This is a genomic window from Agriterribacter sp. (assembly GCF_035445465.1).
Classification (GTDB): domain Bacteria; phylum Bacteroidota; class Bacteroidia; order Chitinophagales; family Chitinophagaceae; genus Agriterribacter.
This window is the reverse complement of record NZ_DAOMQT010000068.1, coordinates 1-19,803: the sequence shown is the minus strand read 5'-3', so window position 1 is coordinate 19,803 and position 19,803 is coordinate 1. Positions and strand designations below refer to the sequence as shown.

The following is a 19,803-nucleotide window of genomic DNA, read 5'->3' as shown; positions in this document are numbered from 1 at the left end:
GCCCGCCGTGGGCGGTGTCTTCACCGCCCACATGAAGCAAAGCAATGCGACAATTTGGAATACACCCCGTTTGCATAATATTTTATATAACACCCGCATAGCTGTTCTGCCGGCTGATGCCCATGATAAAGCCGCAATTGGCAGACGCTACAGAATACAATGATGCATCCCGCCGATCTGCAAAACTGCGGCTTCATTACACGCACCGGCATACATCCACCAGCACAACTGATAAAATATGGGTTCTGTATACGATGGTGCATTTTTTACTTATCCTGCTTCATCTTCCTGCTCTGCTTCCCAATTGATATTATTTTCGGCTATTTCCGTAAGCAACATATCGGCCTGCTTTTCTTCTTCGAGTGTGTCATGTAAAATGCCGGCTACATCTTCCAAGCCCATGGTACGGGCAAGCTGGGTTAAGCCTCCGTAAGCCGCAATTTCATAATGCTCCACTTTTTGAGCCGACATAATAATGCCCACGTCTCTTGTCATGCTTCCATCTTCCGTTTCTTCAATAACACTTTCACCTTCCTTTACCAGTCCTTCCATGGCATCACATTTTTTTGCCTGGGCTTTTTTACCAAGCATTTCAAATACCTGCTCCAGCCGGCCTACATGCTCCTGTGTTTGCCCCAGATGTTCTTCAATGGCATCCTTCAATTGACTGGTGGTAGCTGCTTTCTTCATTTTAGGTAATGCTTTGGTCAAATGCTTTTCAGCCCAGTATATATCTTTAAGCGCATCCATGAAAAAACTTTCTAATTGTTTGTTGCCCATCATAGCTGATGCATTAGCTCCATTGGTTTGGGTTTTACGCCCCGGTGCTTTCTTTGTGTTTGGCATAATTGTATTTTTTAAATTGTAAGGAATAAATAGAATAGATTATCTCAACATGTAAGGTTTACAAATGATATGCCACTGATGTATTGCTATAAAAAACAGCTTCCATGCCCGTGATTGCCGCGGTTCCCTTTTAAGTAAATACAAACACAGTCATTGCATCGCTATAGTAGGAGGAAAATATTACACAGTTTGAGCAATGAGGAAGGCATTTTCTTTTAACGTTGCCTGGTATTGAGCCGTACGAATATTCAGCGGGGAGCATCATTACGGTAAGAAAGAAACCCTGAATGCACGCTAACTTAATTTGCAATCAGCGATATCTTATCTGGCAGTTATTACAAAAAAAGCTTCTTCTATGGGTTTCGCCGCAATGTTTTTTTACGAAAGGAAGATTACAGCGCAAAGGAACTGATATCAATTTTAGCGTTCCCCGAAACGCTTTTTATTTTTTTACCTATAAATTGTTGCACTGCATCTTTCAAAATAACGATACTGGGTCCTTCAGGCATTGTATACTGTTTAATGAGATCCTATTCAAATGACAAGCCAGGGCTAAGCGGTAAGACCAATTGAAGTATAATACTTTTAGTCAGGCATATATCTTGTATATTATATAAGAAACCTGCAAAACAAATTCCATGAATTTATTTCCTGTTCGCCTGAATGAAATAAGCGGCATACTGCTTAAGCGGGGTGAAACCATTGCCGTAGCGGAGAGTGTGACCTCCGGCCTGATGCAGGCGGCTTTCTCGTCAGCCGAAGGAGCCATTTCATGTTACCAGGGTGGAATTACCGTTTATAATCTTGCGCAAAAATACAGGCATCTTGATATAGAACCTATCCATGCGCAGGCATGCAATTGCGTGTCGGAAAAAGTGGCGGCTGAAATGGCTTTGAACGTGTGCAGGCTTTTTTGCAGCAACTGGGGAATTGGTATTACCGGCTATGCCACACCGGTTCCTGAATCCGGTAATGAAGTATTTGCCTGGTATGCTATTGGTTTTAAGGGCGAAATAAAAAAAACGGGAAAGCTAATACCCCATAAAGACGAGCCGTTCAATATCCAGCTATTTTACTGTATTACAGTGTTAAATATTTTACATGAAATTATTGCCTGAACAGTGCAGATTGTAGAATTTATTACCCAATAATATCTTTCCGCTTAATAGCATAACGAGATGGATTTTCCGGCACAATTATTTATACTATATATGCAGAAGTTTCCGGAAAGGGGTGGTCTCGTAAAACAGTTCCTGAGAATATACTCTCATACCTGATCTGGATAATGCCAGCGTAGGAAAAAAAGAAACATCGGAGACTCCGGTTCAACCCGGAGTCTTTTTTTATTGCAATCCGGCCGGGAATTGGTTTGCCGGTAAAGCCTCATTTATCTTCACCCGTCCAATCCGCATCTTTTCAGGAAGGCGTTATTAAATACTTTCCGTTCTGCTATATCCAGCAGGTTATGCCGGCAGTTAATCCAGGTATCAACAGCGGCATCGCCGTACATTCTCCTTATCCGCTGAGGGTTGAGATTGAAATTCATTTTTCCCCAATGCAATGTATAAGGGATATTTTTTGCTTCTAACCTGTTCCAAAGCTTTTGGTAAAAATTCCTGGCAGTTTCCGATTCCACTCCATCCAGCTCCAGTATGCAGGTTTTTTCATACCGTGTAAAACCCAGCAATGCTTTTGTTCCTTTTACATACCGCAAAGCAAGGCCACCCGGAAATGGTGATTGCCTGTTAATAAAAATAACTTCATCCACCACCCTGCTCACATTTTCGGCGGCGATACCTATAGCGGCGCTGATGGCTTTACCCCTGAATTTAGTGTTACTGAAAGTTTCGCCAATTGTTCCAAATGCATCAACAGCCGATTTAAAGGCAAGCGGAAACATAAGATTTACCAACGCCGGAACCAATGCTGCCGACAGATCGGCCGGAAGCCCGTCAATAATAGTTTCTATCACCCCAAGCGTATTGTCGCCATACTGAAATCCATGGTCATCCCTTTCTCTTCTGGGGTAACCAGGCGTATAAGGCATTTTATACATTGTTTTAAGATATACGCCCTTTTCTTTGCTATCTTTTTCAAACCTGTGGGGGTTTATGATCACTTCAAAATGATACAGTTCTTTATCCGGCCCATCCGGTGGATAGGGAAGCTTTAATTCAATTCCGGAGAAATCAAGATGGTCTATGGCCTTAATAAGATCGTCATCATATTTTACTTCATCTGCGCGCTGTTCAGTCAGTAAATAGATCGGATCCGTTTCAATCATAAGACTATGCACAAAACCAAAGCTGCCAAAGCTTACCACTGCCGCATTAAACAGGTCATCGTCTCTGATCAGTTCGGCCCCCATCCATTCAATAAATTCATTGGAGACAACCGGATAAGATGCACTTTCAAGCCAAACATGCCGCGTTGGCGAAACAACGAGATGAATTCCTACTATAGCATCATGTACAGCTCCAACCCTGAATGCCGATCCATGTGTGCCTGTTGCTGTAGCGCCGGCTATGGACTGTCCGTTGCTGGCTCCCGATGCTTTAATAGATCGTTTTGGATTGGCCTCTTTTTCCAGCTTTTCATTCAGATCAAGGATGCTCATTCCGCATTGTACCAAAAAAAGATCGGCAGTGCCCTTTCCTGTATTGATATAATCATCCGCGATAAACTTGCGGGGAATCCAGAAGGATAGCCGCAGCGCTTTGGTATCAACTACTCCCCCATCGCAAACCGCAACGTCCGAAAATGACCAGCCGTTTCCCATAGCGCGCAATGAAATATCATGCTCAATAGCATAACTGATCAGCCATTGAAAATTAGAGGTGGTTTGTTTGTACTGATCTGAAGGCGTGGCGGGGAGGAACGGGATCCTTAATTTAAAGGAAGCTCCTTTTTTAAACCGGTGGGTGAAGTTCTGATGGCCGTTTTCCCAATCGGTAATATCCAGCTTTTCCACGCCATCGGGCAAAATAGTATGGTCGGGCATTGTAAAAAAATTTAAAAGTTTGATCAGGGTCTGCTTCCCAATGAATCCGTTGGGGGACTGTAGGGCGCGCAACACCACTCCACGTGTTGCGGGATAACAATTCCGAGGGTAACGGTGGAAAGAATGGCAAATCCCAGGTTGGTTTTTACCACTACCTTATTAAGGTGGTTAAACCGCGGATCACAGCGGGGGTTGATATCCTTTGGTTGTACCAGGCCCCATGCATAACTCCAGGTTGTTTTTTTGTATACGGTATTGTTGGCAAAAGTATCGCAGTCGTATTGGCTGATCACTTTTGTAGTGCTGCAGCTTTGGGTGATTAGTATAATACCAATCAATATGCTTCCGGTTATCAGGAAGACTCCTTTTATTTTAATCCGATTAGCCATATGCATCTTTTAAAAGTAAAAAAATGCCTGCCTGTTTTTATGGATCAGCGAAAGAACCTGCTGCTGTATGTAGTTTCAAAGATAAAACAACAGGACGAAAACTGCTATAGCCAGGGCTGCATTTACAGGAAGAACATTTAAAAAGAAAAACTGTTACCCTGCCAATGACACATCATGTCTTTTTCAAAGTGCTTAAGCCCGCTTATCATTTACGCCCCTGAATAACGGAAGATCATTTTATCTCAATACTTTTTTGATGGCATTCATAATAACATCTTCCGCTTCGGGAGCTACACCCGAAACAATGCCGCCGGTTTCATAACCACCCTGTGCATAGGAAATTCTGGTGCCAATATATCCCGGTCCGTATTCTCCATAAGCGGCAGTGCAAACCTGATTGCCCGGTTTCATTTGCTGTGCCGCTAACTGGTATTCCACAAACAGCTCTCCGGGCAGGTTCAGCAACCAAACTTTGCCCAGCCGCAGCGAAGATATCGTAACTTTCTGCCCCGCTTCGGAACGCAAATACCAGGCAAGCTTTTCGGCTGCAGCCAGTTTTTGGGCTATCGCCAACTTTTCATCTGAAAGCGTGGCTCTCAGATCTGCTTCAATAATGTTTTTTCCTACGGGAAGCTGAACATCAACACTTTTCCAGCGCATAACCTTTACGCTTACCGGTGTTTTCCTGGTTTGCTCCCAGGCTTCCTGCATGGCTTTTTCCACTCTTCCCGCAAGCACCGGCCGCATCGCTTCGGAACCATCGTTATACTTACCTGCTGCAATATTTCCACTGGCGCCATTAAAGTGAATATGAGGAACACCGTTCATCGTTCTTTCTCTCGCGTTACGCGCAATACCAATAAATTCACAGGTAACATCGCCTTGTCCATAATAACTCTGGGGATGTGTGGTGTAATACGTCATTACTGCTACGGGAGTTTCATTGTTCCAGAAACTTACACATTTCAGCCAGGGATCAATCAGTCCTTCCGGCGCCGCAATGGCTGCGGAATCCGTCATTTTGCTCCAGCGGATAATAGCTACCTTGCCATCCTTTCCCAAAATACGTCGGTTAGACGCTACTTTTTCTACCATAGCCTGCCCAAAGCCGAGATGCGTAACAGGAAAGGTATTTTTTACTGCTGCACTAACGTATTCGGCTACATGCCGGATAGCGCTATGTAAAAATGCTGTGTCAAAATATGTTTCACCCAATCCGTATGCCTCCATAACCCTCGCCATTGTAAAATCGCAATGCACCCCATCGTGCTGGTGCAGGGCATGCACGGATACCCTGTCAACAGTAGTATTTGCCGCTGCCGCCAACTGTTTCCGCCATTCCTCCAGCCCTTCATTGCCAATGCCTATCCAGTCAACTGCACATAACACCACAGGTTTGTCATCAGAAAGGATCACTACTCCTCTCGCACTAAGCGAATCAACAATTGAACGCGCCCGGGCGTAAGCAACCGGGCTACCGATGGGTGGCGTAACATTTGCATTAAAAACACCCACACGAACCGACTGCGCCTTTCCTGGGCTGGCCGCGACAACAAGTATCAGTAACCCCAACGCTATTAGCTTTGAGAACATGCGCACCGTTATGTGTTTTTTATGAAAGATACCTGCCATTATTTTATGCTTTTATTTATTACTTGATCTCAATATCATACCTGCGGGGCCCAATAGGTGCAATATCCTTCGGTATATACAGGCCCCTTAAAAAGCTGGCATGCGCCACAATCTTTACCTGCCGGCGGCGGAAGCCAGAGATTACAATTGCCGCATTGCTTTCCGGGAATAGGAGATTGCTTTACATATCCCATGGATTCACGGGCTTTCAGATCATTTTCATACAGGCCTGTATAATCGCCGCACGGATCTGCCGGAGCTTCACTTCCATCCTCTTCTGCCGGTGATTTCTTTTTAGCACTGCAACCATGCAGCATGAACGCTCCGCCTGTTAGCAGCATGCCGGCTGAAACACATTTTTGTAAAAACAACCTTCGCGAATTCATTTCATGCATGGTGATCTGCTCTTTTATCCGGTTATAAATTTCTCATCAAAACACCAGTATAATCATTGTAAGGAATCACCCAGCGCCTGTCTTACCGCTTTTAATGCACTTTTAATTTCCCCTGTTGCCCCTGATTCATATACCTGCAAAACGTTGATCAGCTCTGGGTCTGGCTTGTCTTTATTTGCTGATTTTTGTAGTCCTTTAGTGAATCCCTCTAATCCGGCAAGCTGCCAGTTGATTGCTTCCTTAACTTCGGGATGAGACAACAATGTGATTAATGCCAGGATGTCTTCTTTCTTTTTACGTGCACCAATTGCATATAAATAATCCTCTACGAAAGCCATCTTTTCAGGACTGCCACTTTTAAAAAAAATACCACGACTGATCAAAAGTTTTAAAAGCTCCATAGAAGATCCTGCATCCGAGCTTAATACAGCGGTTTGAAACAACGCCGTTTCTCCATACCGCTCTGTAATGTTAGCTAATGCCGTGATTACCTGTGGCGAAGAAAACTCACCGAGGCTGAGTGCCAACTGCAAAACCACCTGTGCCGAACTATCGCTAACCATCGTTAACAATTGGGGCAGGCATTGCGGGTAGCGTTCTGAAAGTATTATAGCATGGGTTCGCATTCCGGGATGCTGATCTTTCAATGCTTGTTGTATCAATCCGGCATCCAGCGCATTTAAGCCTTCCAGCGTATACAATGCATGCAGGCGCGCTCTTGCATCGGCGTGCTCTGCACACATTTTTTTTAATGCAGGAACGATCGTCAGGTCGTTCTGTTCTAATAAAAGCCGTTGGGCCTGCAAACGCCACCACTGATTGGGATGCGCAAGCAGTGTAACCAACACTTCCGGAGTTTTACTTCTCAGATCAGGCATTTGAGTTTTCTTTCTTTCAACACCTTCCGGAACAACACGGTAAATCCTGCCGTACTGTTCACCGTTAGTAAAATCCATATCCTTCTTCAGATCCTCCGGGATGGAAACGGGCGTTTCAATATGCTGGCGATACATGTCAACTATATACAGGTATCCATCCGGACCAACTGTAAAATTTGCCGGCCGGAACCAGGGATCAGTGGATGCGAGGAACTCCCTGTTATTTTCCCCTTCCGCACGTTTTGCCACAAATAAGGGGCTGTTATTTTGGAGCGTAAGCACATCCCTGTGCACGAGATTGCCTGCTACATCACCGGTAAAAATGGAACCATAAAAAGATCCGGGAAATGCATCTCCACCATAGAACGTACCTCCTGAAGCCCCGGTAAAATGCCCTTCGGCATATTCTTTCCGGTTCAGTTTGCGTTCATCATAATCTTTTTGCCGCCTGTTGCTGCGTTCAAGCCGCCAGTAAGGCGGTGGCGTTTTTTGAAACATCACCAGTTCGTGATCGGAAATATTTATATCAACACGATCGGAAGGTAAATAAGGGTGCCGGTGTAAATAACGCCACGGAATGGCCGCCTGCTGAATATGAATGGTGTTCTGCGTATAGAAACGGTTCCCCCAATCATCTAATGCCAGTCCAAACTGACCGCTTCCCGATTCCTTTTCAAATAAGCCCCTCCCGGGCCTGAACCGGAAGTCACTTCCTCCCATAGACAATGTATCCGCATCAGGATTATTTACCGCATATACTTTACCCGCCTGCCCGTTATTATTGGCATAGATCCAGTTATCGGGCGCCAAACGAAGGCTTGTAATTTGCGCTTCGGAATTGCTTGCGAAAAAACCGGTAAAGAGCACTTCTTTAATATCTGCACGAAAATCGCCGGTAGTATCTTTTAAAAAAAGTATATCCGGTGCGGCCGTTACGATCAGCCCGCCTTTCCACGGCAGCATGCTGGTTGCACTTGGAAGCCCGTCGGCAAACACAAAAGACGTATCGGCTTTACCATCGTCATTGGTATCTTTTAATACGCGAATCCGTCCTGTGCCTTTGCCAATTTCGGGCTGGTAAGGATAATCTCCCATTTCTACCACGTACATATTACCCTGTTCATCAAAAACCATATCCACCGGAGATAGTACGTCCGGCTCCGATGCAAACACTTCTATTTTAAAACCCTCAATAATCTGAAAATGTTTCATTGCTTCTTCAGGAGAAAGCGCATCGGTATAGCGCTTTTGGGTACAGGAAAAGAACAATAAGCCGCAAAGGAGCAGCGCGGCAGCGTGGCATGTATGGCAATTAATATTCAGCAAGGTTTATATATTTAAGGTAATTAAAGTTATTCCTTTTAAAAAACAAACTCCGGCATTATGTAAAAAAGAGAGCATATAACCGAATCCTGACACCCTGCCCGCCGTAGCAGATGAAGCATCTGTATATAATTCAGGCAAATACAGATTCTTCCTGCGTGCCAATGACAAGCTGTAGCAGTAGAGTTGGGCTTTTATGTTAATGCCGGACAAAGCTCCTACTTCAAGCCGGAAACACATTTGTGCATTTGTATACATTCATTTAAAAATGCTTTTAAAAAACTGAACGCTGAAGCAGGTTTATCGCTCCTTCTTCTGGTACACTTTTACATAATCAACAATAAAAACATCAGGGAATACCGTGTGCTGAATTTCTTCATGCGTGGAGGGATATTCCATGCTCAGTATCATATATTCCTCAATATGTGATATGCCCTGTGTTACTTCATAAAACTTATACCCGTCTATATAAAAAATATATTTCTCCGGCGTCCACTCCAAACCAAAAGTGTGAAAGCCTTCGCTCACCCCTTTAAGATAACTCTGCATGCCGCGGGTAGTGCGCTGGTTGGGTCCGTAAGCCCAATGCACATTATGCGAAACAATGTCTGTTCCTAATTTTTTGAAGAATTCCAAAATATCAATCTCTGCGCCAAATACCGCCGGATCTTCCCCTTTTGCTATTTCAGTAGACTGAATCCAGAATGCCGCCCATACACCCGGCGATTTTTGCAATTGCGCCCGGCATTCGTAGTATCCGTATTTACTCATAAATAAGCCCTGGGTACCCACTGCGCTTCCTAACAGGCTGTCGCCTTTTTTTAGTGCATATAATTTCAGGTAACCATCTTCCACTTTAACCGCTTCTTCCGATACATAGGCAATGGCTCTCGGCCCCACACCCCGCACTGCCCATTTTTGGGGATCCAGCTTATTTCCTTTAAACTCATCCTTCCACACCAATTTATATCCCATTTTTTTAGGGGTATAGCGTTTTTGCGACATCGGGTTTTGAGCCGGTCTTTGTGCTATGCACGTAACTGTACAAAACGCGCAGGCGATAATTAAAAAAACATTTCTCATTTTGTGTTGAAAGTTTTAAGTGGATTTTTACGATACTTATCTTTCTGCAAACCTATTTTATGATAAGGGATTGCCTTAAATCCATACCGCAACGCTTTTTGTTGGAGCACGAAATCTCCGTTACTATAATTGCCTATCCCCGGGTTTTCATTAATGATGTGATCCCCTGCATTGATAAATTCTTTTTCGGGTTTTGCAATAATATTGTCCTTACTCAGTACCGTGTTCAGGTTTAGTCCGTCGTGCAGATCTATCCATCTCCCCAGATACGAAATATTATGCGTGAGCGTGTTGTATTTGGCCACAGCAGGCTCATCATCATACAATAATAACAATGCAGGATACTTTTCTGCGTAAGGCGGTAATTTGTAATGCATGGCGTCCATCCGCTCAAACAGAGTATTGGTGGTTCCGTTAAAATAATACTTCGCCCAGCCCAGTCCCCTGGAATCAACATGCACCGCGGGTTTGCACCCAATGAAAATATTATTATCCACCATATTATTCCGGCCACCGCCGATCATGATGCCTCTTGCACAATTGTAAAATATATTTCCGCTTACCGTGGTACCGCTGGCCCAGTCATCAAGATAAACCGCGTTTACATCGTGTACGCCAGGTCCGGTAAGATCATGAAAATAATTATAGCGAATGATATTCCCTCTTTCCGTCCAGTCGCGTCCCATATAAAATGCGCCTACATCGCCGGTTTCCAGGGCAAGATCATGCAGTTCGTTATATTCTATGATATGTTCATTGCCCGTAAGTAAAATACCGGATCCGGGCGCATCATGAATTACGTTATGGGCTGCACGATTGCCCACACCCGAAATAGTGATGGCAGACTGATAGGTGCGGATCCATTGCGAAAAATGATGTATATGACTGTTCACCACAAAGTTCCCACCCGGGGTAAGACTTTTACGATCGCCTCCGTTAAGTATAGCGCCCCCGGCGGCAACATCATATATATTGCAGGCAGCTATACCATTGTTCTCGCCACCCTCCAGCTTTACTGCCACATCCCCGAGATTACTAAAAGTGCAGCCGCCAATAAGATTGTTCCTGCCACCTCTGATTACAATACCGTTTCCCCGTGAAAACTGAAACGAGAGTCCTTCAACCCGTACATTTTCTGTATTGTCAAGCAACATCACCGGGTTATCGAGCAAAGAAACAAAGGTCTTACCAGTTGCGATGGATGAAGGAGGCCAAAAGAACAATAAACCGTTTGAGCGATCAAGATACCATTCGCCGGGCAGATCCAGTTCTTCCAGCACATTTACAGCATAATATCTTTGTTCTTTGGAATAGCCATAGTGAGAATGCGGCGGCTGTATAAAAATTTCCTTAGTGGCGGTATCAATGGATTGTACCTGCACAAACTCATCATACCAGTCCCATACCCAATAACCATGTAAAAAAACATCACCGGTATTCGACCAGTTGTTCTGCCGGTTGCCATTATACGTAAACCGCCCGTAATGCTTTCCAACAGGAATTCCAAAACGCATATGCGGCAGATCGCCCTGGTACACCAGTTCGCCCCTTTGAGGCACATCTGCAATCTTTGCCCATCCTTCGTTTGGCCACCGGGCCAATTGCATTTTTTTATTGTTGAAAAAAAGTTCCAGCCCGGGTTTACCCCGATTCGTAATGGTACCAAAATCTGTGATGCCATGAGCCTTCAGGTTCACTTCAAGAATATTTTTTTGATAGGCAGCAGGTATGCTTTTCCTGGCGGCAGGATCAGAAAGCGTATGAAACCCTTCTATTGCTTTGCCGCCCACCAACTGCACTTTTTCATCCCCGTAATGCTTCCATACCACAGGCGCATTAACTTTTCCCGCATGTTTGTTTGTAAGCATAATCGTTTCTTCTATTAAATAAGCACCGCCGCGAATAATGATCTCAATGCCCTGTGCAGGCATGCTGCCTTTTTCATTCAACTGTTCAATTTCCAGTTTGACCCTCTCAAAAGTTTTGAACGGCCCGTCTGTTTTATTTTTACCCGGTGCTGCCAGTTTCCCCGACCAGCCATCATTGCCGCTAAGAGAAACATAAAATACCAGCTTTTCAGCAACCTGCGCATAAGAATGGCCGGGAATAATAAAAATGAGCAAAAGGATTACGGGTAAAACAAATTTCATTGGAAACGTATTGAGTTATGCATTGATCAAACCGGTATGTTTTGCGGCCGGCGCTTAAAGATAGTATAGAGCCGGGGCAGCTGGAGCTATACTATGGGATTATAAAAAATATAATACACGATATGCTGATTCAATATGTATGTTACAGCAGCAAACCTCTTCCCGGCGATTACTCTATGCCATAATAATACACTTCCGGGTGTATTCCCTCGCTGATCGTATAATATCCTTTTCCGTTTGTTGCAAAGCCGATCGCTTCGCCCTGCTGTTCAGTTTTGTACGGCATTTCGCGGGGCGGGGTCATCAGCAACTGCCATACAGGCTCCTTTCCTTTACGCTTCCAGTAATACACTTTAAGGTAATTCTTTACCAGCACCCGGCTGCCATCTCCGGATATATCTCCGCCGCAGATCCATTTACCGCTGTTACTGCCTTCAAAAAATAAAGTAGCCTTTTTAACAAGCGTTACCGTATCACCCCGTTTGAAAAACAACGGCGTCGTATACACGCTTACGGAATCTTCCCGTTTTGAAATGATATAGAACAATTTTTCCACAGGGTCAATCATCAGCGTTTCCGCATCACGTGCCCCATCCGGGTATTTCAGGTATAGCGGATCAGCACCTGTAGTTCCTGCAAAAACCCCTGCTGAAGGTTTAAGCTTCGGTTCTCTTACCCGGTAAATGGTAATGTATTTTCTTTTGGCGTTGTTGTCTCCGATATCCCCGATATAAACATACCGCTTTCCTTTTGGGCCTGTGCCCGCCGCCATATCTTCACAATCGGTTACACCATGCTTTGCAAGCGGGTTAGCTTTGAAGGTATAAACAGCTTTCAGTGTTCCACCCTCACTAATTAAAAAAAACCGGCTGATATCTCCGCTGTCGTTATGAATATAAAGCAGGCCTTTATTAACGGAAGAGGCGGCAAGGCCGGACGTTTCGTTATTGACATCAGCGTTCAGCCTTCCCTTTATTGCTACAGGAATGCTATCCTGCGCAAGTGCAGGCAATGAAAAAGTGATGAAACTTAAAAGCAGATATATCTTCATTACTTTGCTGTTTTCTTCACTCCTTTTTTAAATATTTTCTTTCCCAATCCGATAAGGAGAAAAACAATGAAACCAATCGCCAGCCCCACTATCCCTTCACGAATAAAAGCCGGGAGTACCGGGAACAGGTGATGGAAAAAATCAATATTATGTACAAAAATGCCACCCGAAACCAGGATCAAAGCCACCGTGCCGATAACACCCATGCTCCTGATAACTTTAGGAAGGGCAGCCACTAATATTTTCCCAACCTTATCTGAAAAGCTGTTGTTTTTATTATTGAGCGCTATAAGCTTATACCCCAGCTCATCCATTCGCACAATGAGGGCAACTATTCCGTATACGCCAACCGTGGCCAGAACAGCGATCAATGAAACTACCATAACCTGGGAAACAATAGGGGTACCCACTACCGTACCCAATGCTATGATAATGATCTCCACGGAAAGGATGAAATCCGTAAAAATCGCAGACTTCACTTTCTCTTTTTCTCTTAACAGGATTTGTTCTTTGGTGAGATCTTCTGCCAGTGCAACCACTTTAGTATGCTTATGCGGCACAATATATTCGTAAATTTTTTCTGCACCTTCATAAGCGAGATACAATCCTCCAAGCACCAGGATAACGGTAACGGCAGCAGGGAGGAAAGCGCTCAGCAGAAAAGCAAAAGGCAGAATAATGAGCTTATTAAAAAATGAGCCCCTGGTAATGGCCCATAAAACGGGCAGCTCCCGGTCAGAAACAAAGCCCGATGCCTTTTCAGCATTCACGGCCAAATCATCACCCAGAATCCCGGCGGTTTTTTTAGCAGCTACCTTACTCATCACAGCCACATCATCCATCAGCGCGGCAATATCATCGAGCAGTGCAAATATTCCTGATGCCATTCGTATTACTTCAATTTTATTTCGTTTATATGAACAAGTGAAGATACAACGCGGCTGTGATCGCCTGTGCATTACCCATTAAAAATTATCTTCCGCCGGCATACCAGTCTTTCAGCCGCACATCTATTAAAGGATCGTCTTTATGCACCAGCATTTTAAATTTTTGGGTATCGCTGAAGCCACCCTGGCCGCGATAGTGATAAGGATATACCATCTTTGGCTTAAAATCAAGCACTGCACCGGCAGCCTGCTCTTCCGTCATCGTGTAGGGTATGTTCATGCAAATAAAAGCCACATCAATATTTTTGAGGCTACGCATCTCAGGTATATCTTCCGTATCGCCCGAGATATACAAATTTTTATCCCCCAAAGTAAGTACATAACCATTGCCCCGGCCTTTGGTATGCCTGGAAGTGGAATCATCGGGCAGGTTATACATGGGGATGGCATGTATTGAAATGCCGGATTGTTCGGTTGTATTGCCATTGCTGAGGACAACCGTTTTTTCTTTCCATTCAGCGGGTAATAAGGTTGCTACAGCCTGGGGCACGATAAGGTTTGCATTGCTCAGATCCAACGCCTGCAGGGTTTTTATATCCATATGATCTCCATGAATATCCGTGATCAAAACCAGATCAGGTTTGTGCAGCGTTTTGTACGCGCCGGCGCCGTTATAAGGGTCAATATAAATGCACTTACCATTCCATTGCAGCACCAAAGCTCCATGAAATACAGGTTGAACAATAATATCTCCCTGTGATGTAATGATAGTGTCAGGCGTTGTTAGCTGTGCATTTGCTTTGGTTAAGGCAAACACACAGAAAAAGATCATGATCATTTTCATACATCCGTTTTAGTTATGATGGCATTAAGGTAGTGATTCTTTTGCAGATCTAAGTTGAGGTGATAGGAGAGGGTGCATTTAAAATTGTCGCACCGCTTTGCTTCGTGTGGGCGGTGGAGACACCGCCCACGGCAGGCCGCCCCGGTTGGTGTCCCCACCAACCGGCGACAATTTTAAATGCACCCATAGGGGATCTTTACAGGGAAGAAGAGATTTAAAACCGGCATAACAAAATTGTTTCCTATTTTTATAGCCGTTCGAAAAAGATAATAAATAAACAAGCACAATGAAAAGAAGAAATTTTATAAAAACCACGGCTACAGGAACGCTGGCTTTCATGTTTCCATTTTCACCATCGGCATTTGCATCCGACAAAAAACTACGGGTTGCACAAGTTGGACTGGGTTCTATGGGGCTAAACGATCTGAAAGACATTGCATCTCACCCATCGGTAGAAATTGTGGCATTATGCGATGTTGATGCAAGCAAGCTCAATACCGTAAAAGCCAGTTATCCCAATGCCAAAACCTTTGCCGATTACAGGGAAATGTTCACAAGTATAGGCGGTGAGATTGACGCTGTAGTGGTTTCCACTCCCGACCATGCACACGCGCCGGTTGCGTTGAAGGCTATGGAAATGAATAAAAACGTGTATTGCCAAAAACCCCTTACGCATTATATTGCTGAATCAAGAAAAATGGACGCACTGGCACAGCAGAAAAAACTGGTAACGCAAATGGGCATCCAGGTGCACTCCTTCTACGATTATAAACTGGCTACTATTTTAATTCAGGAAGGCATTATCGGTAAAGTAAAAAAAGTAATTGCCTGGTCGCCCAAAGTATGGGGATATGACGGTCCTGAGCCAGAAGGAAGTGACCCTGTACCGGAAGGATTGGATTGGAACCTGTGGCTGGGCACGGCTAAGGAAAGACCGTATAAAGAAGGATTTTATCACCCCGGCAACTGGAGAAAATGTATTGATTACGGTTGCGGTACTTTAGGCGATATGGGTGTTCATATTTTTGACACGCCCTATAACGCTTTAAAATTGAGCGTTCCATTAACGGTTAAAAATTCGTGCAGGGCTCCTAACGATTTTGGACATCCCGAAAAAAATCATGTAACCTATGTGTTCCCTCAAACACCCTATACGGCTAAAACGCTGGAGTGGGTTTGGTTTGACGGAAAGGGCGCACCTGAACCTGAAAAAGACCTGCTGCTGCCCGATGGACAAAAACTACCCGACCAGGGTGCTATGTTCATTGGTGAAAATGGGAAACGCCTGTTGCTGCCTCATTTTATGGAACTGCCCCGGTTAATTGTTAACAATAAGTATGAAGCTATTAATATAAAAAAATACGACCCCAAAGGCAAGGCCGGAAAACCCGTTACCAGCTACGACATTGAAGGCGAAAAGCACTATCACGAATTTGTGGATGCCTGCCTGGGAAAAGCCGAATGCAGTGCACCGTTCTCTTATGCAGCAAAATTAACGGAAGTGATTTTGCTGGGTGTGGTAGCCGCCAGGTTCCCCGGCCAAACACTGAACTGGGATGGAAAAAATGCGCGCTTCAAAGAAGAAGAAGCGAATAAATTCTTAAGTGGTGAGTATAGAAATTTCTAAAGTCTGGTTTTAGGAAAACAGTTACTTTATACAAAAAAGCGTCAGGGAATGCCGCGTTGCAATGCCGCGCGGCATTCCACTTTCCTGGCCGAGTCTCGCTCATGGCTACCTGCCGGCAAAAAAGGCTTCTCATTATCCTGATTTTTTAGAGCCGGGCAGAAACAATCTAACAATTGATATTTGGCGCAGATAAATGCTTATCGGGTTAATTTACATTTAATCCAGTATGCAAAGTCATAATATTTTAATATTTGCTTTTCGTATCTGCTTTCCATTATTGTTTCTATCTGCCCCGAAACTCTCTTCCAGTAGTTTGACTTTACAGGGTTTGATTTTTTGTGTGGATCAAATTTAATAACAGAAAGCACCAGGTGTTCTATAAATGAAGCTTTGCCCATCTTCTTAAATACCCTTTTATATGACCTTATTTCGTATTCCAGGTATTCCAGATCATGTAGCTCATAGTGTATTACTATCTGTATTAACCTGGACACTTTATACACAGAAAGATTGAAATTTACTTTACCAAGCTTATTAACGAAGTTCAACTGACGAATTGCTTTTGAATATTTTTTTTCATGAAAGTGTATAAGACTAATATTAAAATGCAATTCCGCCAGTTTCTCAAAATCAAAAACGGTTGCGTCTTTCAATAAATACGAAGGGATATTTTGTACTACCAGCTTTGCCTCAGCAAATTTCTGCCTATGAAGAAGCGCTGTTAATCTATAGATAAATATTGTTTGTAAAGAAGTTGTTTTGAAGTTTTCCGGATAGTTTTTTTCTGCCAGCTTCTCTAATTTTTCTATATAATAGCTCATCTCATCGTAGTGCCTGATGGTTCGAAGATTGTCTAAAATTCCTTCCAGCGTAGCCTGGTATTCATAAGGAGGAAAATGCCATACGGATTCATTCTTTTCAAAGAGTTCATTCAACTCATAAAAACATTTAAGGGATGCTCTGTAGTCACCGCTGTTAATAAAAAAGAAAGACTGAAACAAAAGATGCAGTTTGTTGGATTCAAAATTATCGTGGAATTCCCTCGTAATCAAACTGAGCTCGCTGATCAGCAGGTCGTTTAATTTTTCATCGTCTTTTTTTGAAAATGATTTTCCGGAATGAAGTCCCCGGTATTTTAGTGTGTCAAATAATGAAGATTGGTCGAGGATTTTCTGAACCAGTCTCAATGCAGATTTTGCATTGACATGCATCTGTACTATTTCATCTTCTGATTTATCAATAAATCCTGCATCAGACCAATATCTTATATCAAGAAAACACGTAAAATAATACACCAGGTTGTCCTGAAGCTCTAACGCCAGGTTTTGCGCATGCTTTAACTCTTTATAAGCCTGGTGGCCTACAGATCTTTCCATAAGAATTCTCGAACGCATCAGGCATTGATATTGTTGAAACCATTTATCCTTTTCCTTACGTGTATTAACAAGGGAATCTGTAACAAGCTTTAATAAGTAACGACAGGCATTTTCAAAATTTTTACCGGGAAATTTCTTTGTGAACTTTTGTTGTATGTCTGCGCCGCTATTATTCATCATTTCAAACAAGTCAAGATAAATTCGTTCACCTCCCTGCTTATTACTGTAAAGCTTAAAAATACGTTTTTCTGATCCCGACATTGTTCTTACGAGTTGGATAAGATCGTTTATCAGCATTTTATTCAGAATTATAAAAAATGGTTAGTATTAATAAATATAAACTCTTGATAACCAGTATATAAAATTTATTATATCAGGAAACCGTCAAATCAAAATTATTAAATTACCTGCAAGTTTGTAAAAAATCTACAAATCCTATTAATAATTTTAGGCAACAAAGCTTAGCCAGTATGAATAGAAAAATGATTGTTATAATTGGAAGCACCAATATGGATATGGTAGTAAAGGCGAATCATATACCGGTATCTGGTGAGACGATTTTAGGAGGCAAATTTTTAATGAATCCGGGCGGTAAAGGAGCCAACCAGGCAGTTGCTGCTGTAAGACTCGGAGGTAACACCGCGTTTATTTCGAAAGTAGGAAGTGATGTTTTTGGAAAGCAGTCTGTGCAGCTTTTCAATAATGAAGGCATTGATACATCAGGTATATTATCTGATAATACCACACCGTCTGGTGTTGCTTTAATAACGGTAGATGACATTGGCGAAAATGCTATTGTGGTTGCTTCCGGTGCCAATGCAAACTTAACGCCCGGTGATGTTGAAACAGCCCTGACAAAAATCAAAGACCCTGCTTTATTTCTTCTGCAATTAGAAATACCTATGTCTGCAGTTCAGTATGCTGTTGAATATGCATCGGCAAAAGGAATTAAAGTGATCGTGAACCCGGCTCCTGTAAATGATTTTATTTCCTCTCTTTTTCCCTTCATTGATGTATTAACTCCAAACGGGTATGAAGCGGAACAACTTACCGGCGTAAAAGTTGAAGATTCTACAGGTGCACGCCATGCTGCCGAAATATTGCATAATAAAGGGGTAAAAACAATAGTAATCACATTGGGCAGTAAGGGAGCGGTACTGCTACACAACAATGAATTCAGCATTATTCCGGCTCTAAATTGTAAGGCTGTTGACACAACTGCTGCAGGTGATGTATTTAATGGGGCCTTAAGTGTTGCTATTGCTGAAGGGAAGGAGATGTTGCCTGCTGTAGAGTTCGCCTGCCGGGCGGCAGCAATATCTGTAACCAGAATGGGGGCTCAATCATCTATACCCAACCGTAATGAATTAATTCTAAATATTCCAGTCAATAAATTATAAACCACTTAAAACTTAAACGATGCTTATGCCATGTATTAACCTAATAAAAAAGGTTTGGTTAGCCACTGTCCTGAGTTTTTGCGTTCTCATCGCATTTTCGCAAACTAAAATTACGATGAAGGGGGTCGTTAAATCTCCAACCGGTGAGCCTGTTGAAGGAGCCAGTGTTGTTGTACAAAAGGGTAACACAGGTACTTCAACAACTGCTGCGGGGCAATTTTCTATTGATGTACCACCAAACAGTGTACTGGTATTCACGGCAACAGGATATGAGAAGCAGGAGGTAAAAATAACAGGCCTCACTGAGTTAAATATCACTATGATCCAAATAGCCGGCGCGTTGGATCAGGTGGTAGTTGTAGGATATAGTTCTCAGACAAAAAAGCTATTAACATCCAGTGTTACTACTGTTAAAAAAGAAGTATTGGAAACCAGCCCGGTAGGGAATCTGACGCAAACACTTCAGGGAGCGGCACCCGGTGTAAATGTTTCTACATCAAGTTTGCCCGGATCAGATGCTCAAATCAGGATCAGAGGGTTGGGTACTATCAATAATAATAATCCACTTTGGGTAATAGATGGAGTGCCCAGAACCGGTGGCTTTAATGAAATTAATCCCGCAGATATTCAATCTCTCACGATTTTAAAGGATGCTGCATCCACTGCTATATATGGAGCAAGGGGCGCTAATGGCGTTATTGTTGTGACAACCAAACAGGGTACAAAATCCCGGGCTCCCGAGGTTAGTGTAAGCAGCAGAATAGGAGTGGCACGAAATACCAGTAACTATAAGATGCTGGATATAAATGAATACGGGGAAATGCTATGGTTGCAGGCAAAAAATTCAGGGGTTGCTCCAAATTAATCGAGCTGCGTGTCAGCAAAACATAGGATATACCCTAAGGGTCCTTAGTTCAAGTC

General features: G+C 43.3%; 17 protein-coding genes. 5 read left to right on the top strand and 12 right to left on the bottom strand.

Translation table 11 applies throughout. The features are described from left to right. Nucleotides 1–270: 270 nt before the first annotated feature. Complete coding sequence (locus PLE34_RS19735) at nucleotides 271–846, bottom strand: YciE/YciF ferroxidase family protein (RefSeq protein WP_324559795.1); 576 nt, start codon at nucleotides 844–846, stop codon at nucleotides 271–273. A 638-nt stretch (nucleotides 847–1,484) separates the two neighbouring features. Between PLE34_RS19735 and PLE34_RS19730 the strand changes: the two genes are divergently transcribed. Continuing rightward, nucleotides 1,485–1,964 (top strand): CinA family protein, encoded by a 480-nt coding sequence (locus PLE34_RS19730; protein WP_324559793.1) that lies wholly within the window; start codon nucleotides 1,485–1,487, stop codon nucleotides 1,962–1,964. 275 nt (nucleotides 1,965–2,239) lie between these two features. Here PLE34_RS19730 and PLE34_RS19725 read toward each other — a convergent pair whose 3' ends face one another. Both PLE34_RS19725 and PLE34_RS19720 read right to left on the bottom strand, forming a co-directional pair. Then, nucleotides 2,240–3,847, bottom strand: a complete 1,608-nt coding sequence (locus PLE34_RS19725; RefSeq protein WP_324559791.1) for an FAD-binding protein — start codon at nucleotides 3,845–3,847, stop codon at nucleotides 2,240–2,242. A gap of 23 nt (nucleotides 3,848–3,870) precedes the next feature. Beyond that, nucleotides 3,871–4,236 carry a hypothetical protein gene (locus tag PLE34_RS19720; RefSeq protein ID WP_324559790.1) on the bottom strand — a complete coding sequence of 122 codons (366 nt, stop codon included), beginning with the start codon at nucleotides 4,234–4,236 and terminating at the stop codon, nucleotides 3,871–3,873. Between PLE34_RS19720 and PLE34_RS19715 the strand changes: the two genes are divergently transcribed. Then, the gene (locus PLE34_RS19715) at nucleotides 4,237–4,377 is read left to right on the top strand and encodes a hypothetical protein (protein WP_324559788.1); all 141 of its coding nucleotides are present in this window, start codon (nucleotides 4,237–4,239) and stop codon (nucleotides 4,375–4,377) included. 96 nt (nucleotides 4,378–4,473) lie between these two features. Here PLE34_RS19715 and PLE34_RS19710 read toward each other — a convergent pair whose 3' ends face one another. The 8 genes from PLE34_RS19710 to PLE34_RS19675 all read right to left on the bottom strand — a co-directional run bounded on the left by PLE34_RS19710 (nucleotide 4,474) and on the right by PLE34_RS19675 (nucleotide 14,479). Beyond that, nucleotides 4,474–5,868: a hypothetical protein gene (locus tag PLE34_RS19710; protein WP_324559786.1), complete on the bottom strand. Its 1,395-nt coding sequence runs from the start codon at nucleotides 5,866–5,868 to the stop codon at nucleotides 4,474–4,476. 35 nt (nucleotides 5,869–5,903) lie between these two features. After that, on the bottom strand, nucleotides 5,904–6,209 hold the full coding sequence (locus tag PLE34_RS19705; protein ID WP_324559784.1) for a high-potential iron-sulfur protein: 306 nt from the start codon (nucleotides 6,207–6,209) through the stop codon (nucleotides 5,904–5,906). A 107-nt stretch (nucleotides 6,210–6,316) separates the two neighbouring features. Continuing rightward, nucleotides 6,317–8,467: a PVC-type heme-binding CxxCH protein gene (locus PLE34_RS19700; protein WP_324559782.1), complete on the bottom strand. Its 2,151-nt coding sequence runs from the start codon at nucleotides 8,465–8,467 to the stop codon at nucleotides 6,317–6,319. Between the two features lie 297 nt (nucleotides 8,468–8,764). Further along, on the bottom strand, nucleotides 8,765–9,547 hold the full coding sequence (locus PLE34_RS19695; protein ID WP_324559780.1) for a glycoside hydrolase family 16 protein: 783 nt from the start codon (nucleotides 9,545–9,547) through the stop codon (nucleotides 8,765–8,767). After that, entirely contained in the window at nucleotides 9,544–11,697 is a 2,154-nt protein-coding gene (locus tag PLE34_RS19690) for a right-handed parallel beta-helix repeat-containing protein (RefSeq protein WP_324559779.1), read from the bottom strand. Before PLE34_RS19690 ends, PLE34_RS19695 begins: the two co-directional genes overlap by 4 nt. 169 nt (nucleotides 11,698–11,866) lie before the next feature. Then, a complete protein-coding gene (locus PLE34_RS19685; protein WP_324559777.1) occupies nucleotides 11,867–12,748 on the bottom strand; it encodes a hypothetical protein in 882 nt (293 codons plus the stop codon). Further along, on the bottom strand, nucleotides 12,748–13,635 hold the full coding sequence (locus tag PLE34_RS19680; RefSeq protein WP_324559775.1) for a DUF808 domain-containing protein: 888 nt from the start codon (nucleotides 13,633–13,635) through the stop codon (nucleotides 12,748–12,750). Before PLE34_RS19680 ends, PLE34_RS19685 begins: the two co-directional genes overlap by 1 nt. Before the next feature lie 85 nt (nucleotides 13,636–13,720). Next, nucleotides 13,721–14,479, bottom strand: a complete 759-nt coding sequence (locus PLE34_RS19675; RefSeq protein WP_324559773.1) for an MBL fold metallo-hydrolase — start codon at nucleotides 14,477–14,479, stop codon at nucleotides 13,721–13,723. Between the two features lie 286 nt (nucleotides 14,480–14,765). Between PLE34_RS19675 and PLE34_RS19670 the strand changes: the two genes are divergently transcribed. After that, nucleotides 14,766–16,106: a Gfo/Idh/MocA family protein gene (locus tag PLE34_RS19670; RefSeq protein WP_324559771.1), complete on the top strand. Its 1,341-nt coding sequence runs from the start codon at nucleotides 14,766–14,768 to the stop codon at nucleotides 16,104–16,106. A gap of 197 nt (nucleotides 16,107–16,303) precedes the next feature. Here PLE34_RS19670 and PLE34_RS19665 read toward each other — a convergent pair whose 3' ends face one another. Beyond that, nucleotides 16,304–17,779 (bottom strand): hypothetical protein, encoded by a 1,476-nt coding sequence (locus tag PLE34_RS19665; protein ID WP_324559769.1) that lies wholly within the window; start codon nucleotides 17,777–17,779, stop codon nucleotides 16,304–16,306. Nucleotides 17,780–17,952: 173 nt separating this feature from the next. On the opposite strand from PLE34_RS19665, the gene rbsK reads away from it, so the two are divergent. Together rbsK and PLE34_RS19655 are read left to right on the top strand one after the other, a co-directional pair. Continuing rightward, nucleotides 17,953–18,882 (top strand): ribokinase, encoded by a 930-nt coding sequence (gene rbsK / locus PLE34_RS19660; RefSeq protein ID WP_324559768.1) that lies wholly within the window; start codon nucleotides 17,953–17,955, stop codon nucleotides 18,880–18,882. A 115-nt stretch (nucleotides 18,883–18,997) separates the two neighbouring features. After that, the gene (locus tag PLE34_RS19655) at nucleotides 18,998–19,747 is read left to right on the top strand and encodes a TonB-dependent receptor plug domain-containing protein (protein WP_324559766.1); all 750 of its coding nucleotides are present in this window, start codon (nucleotides 18,998–19,000) and stop codon (nucleotides 19,745–19,747) included. The last annotated feature ends 56 nt before the right edge of the window (nucleotides 19,748–19,803 follow it).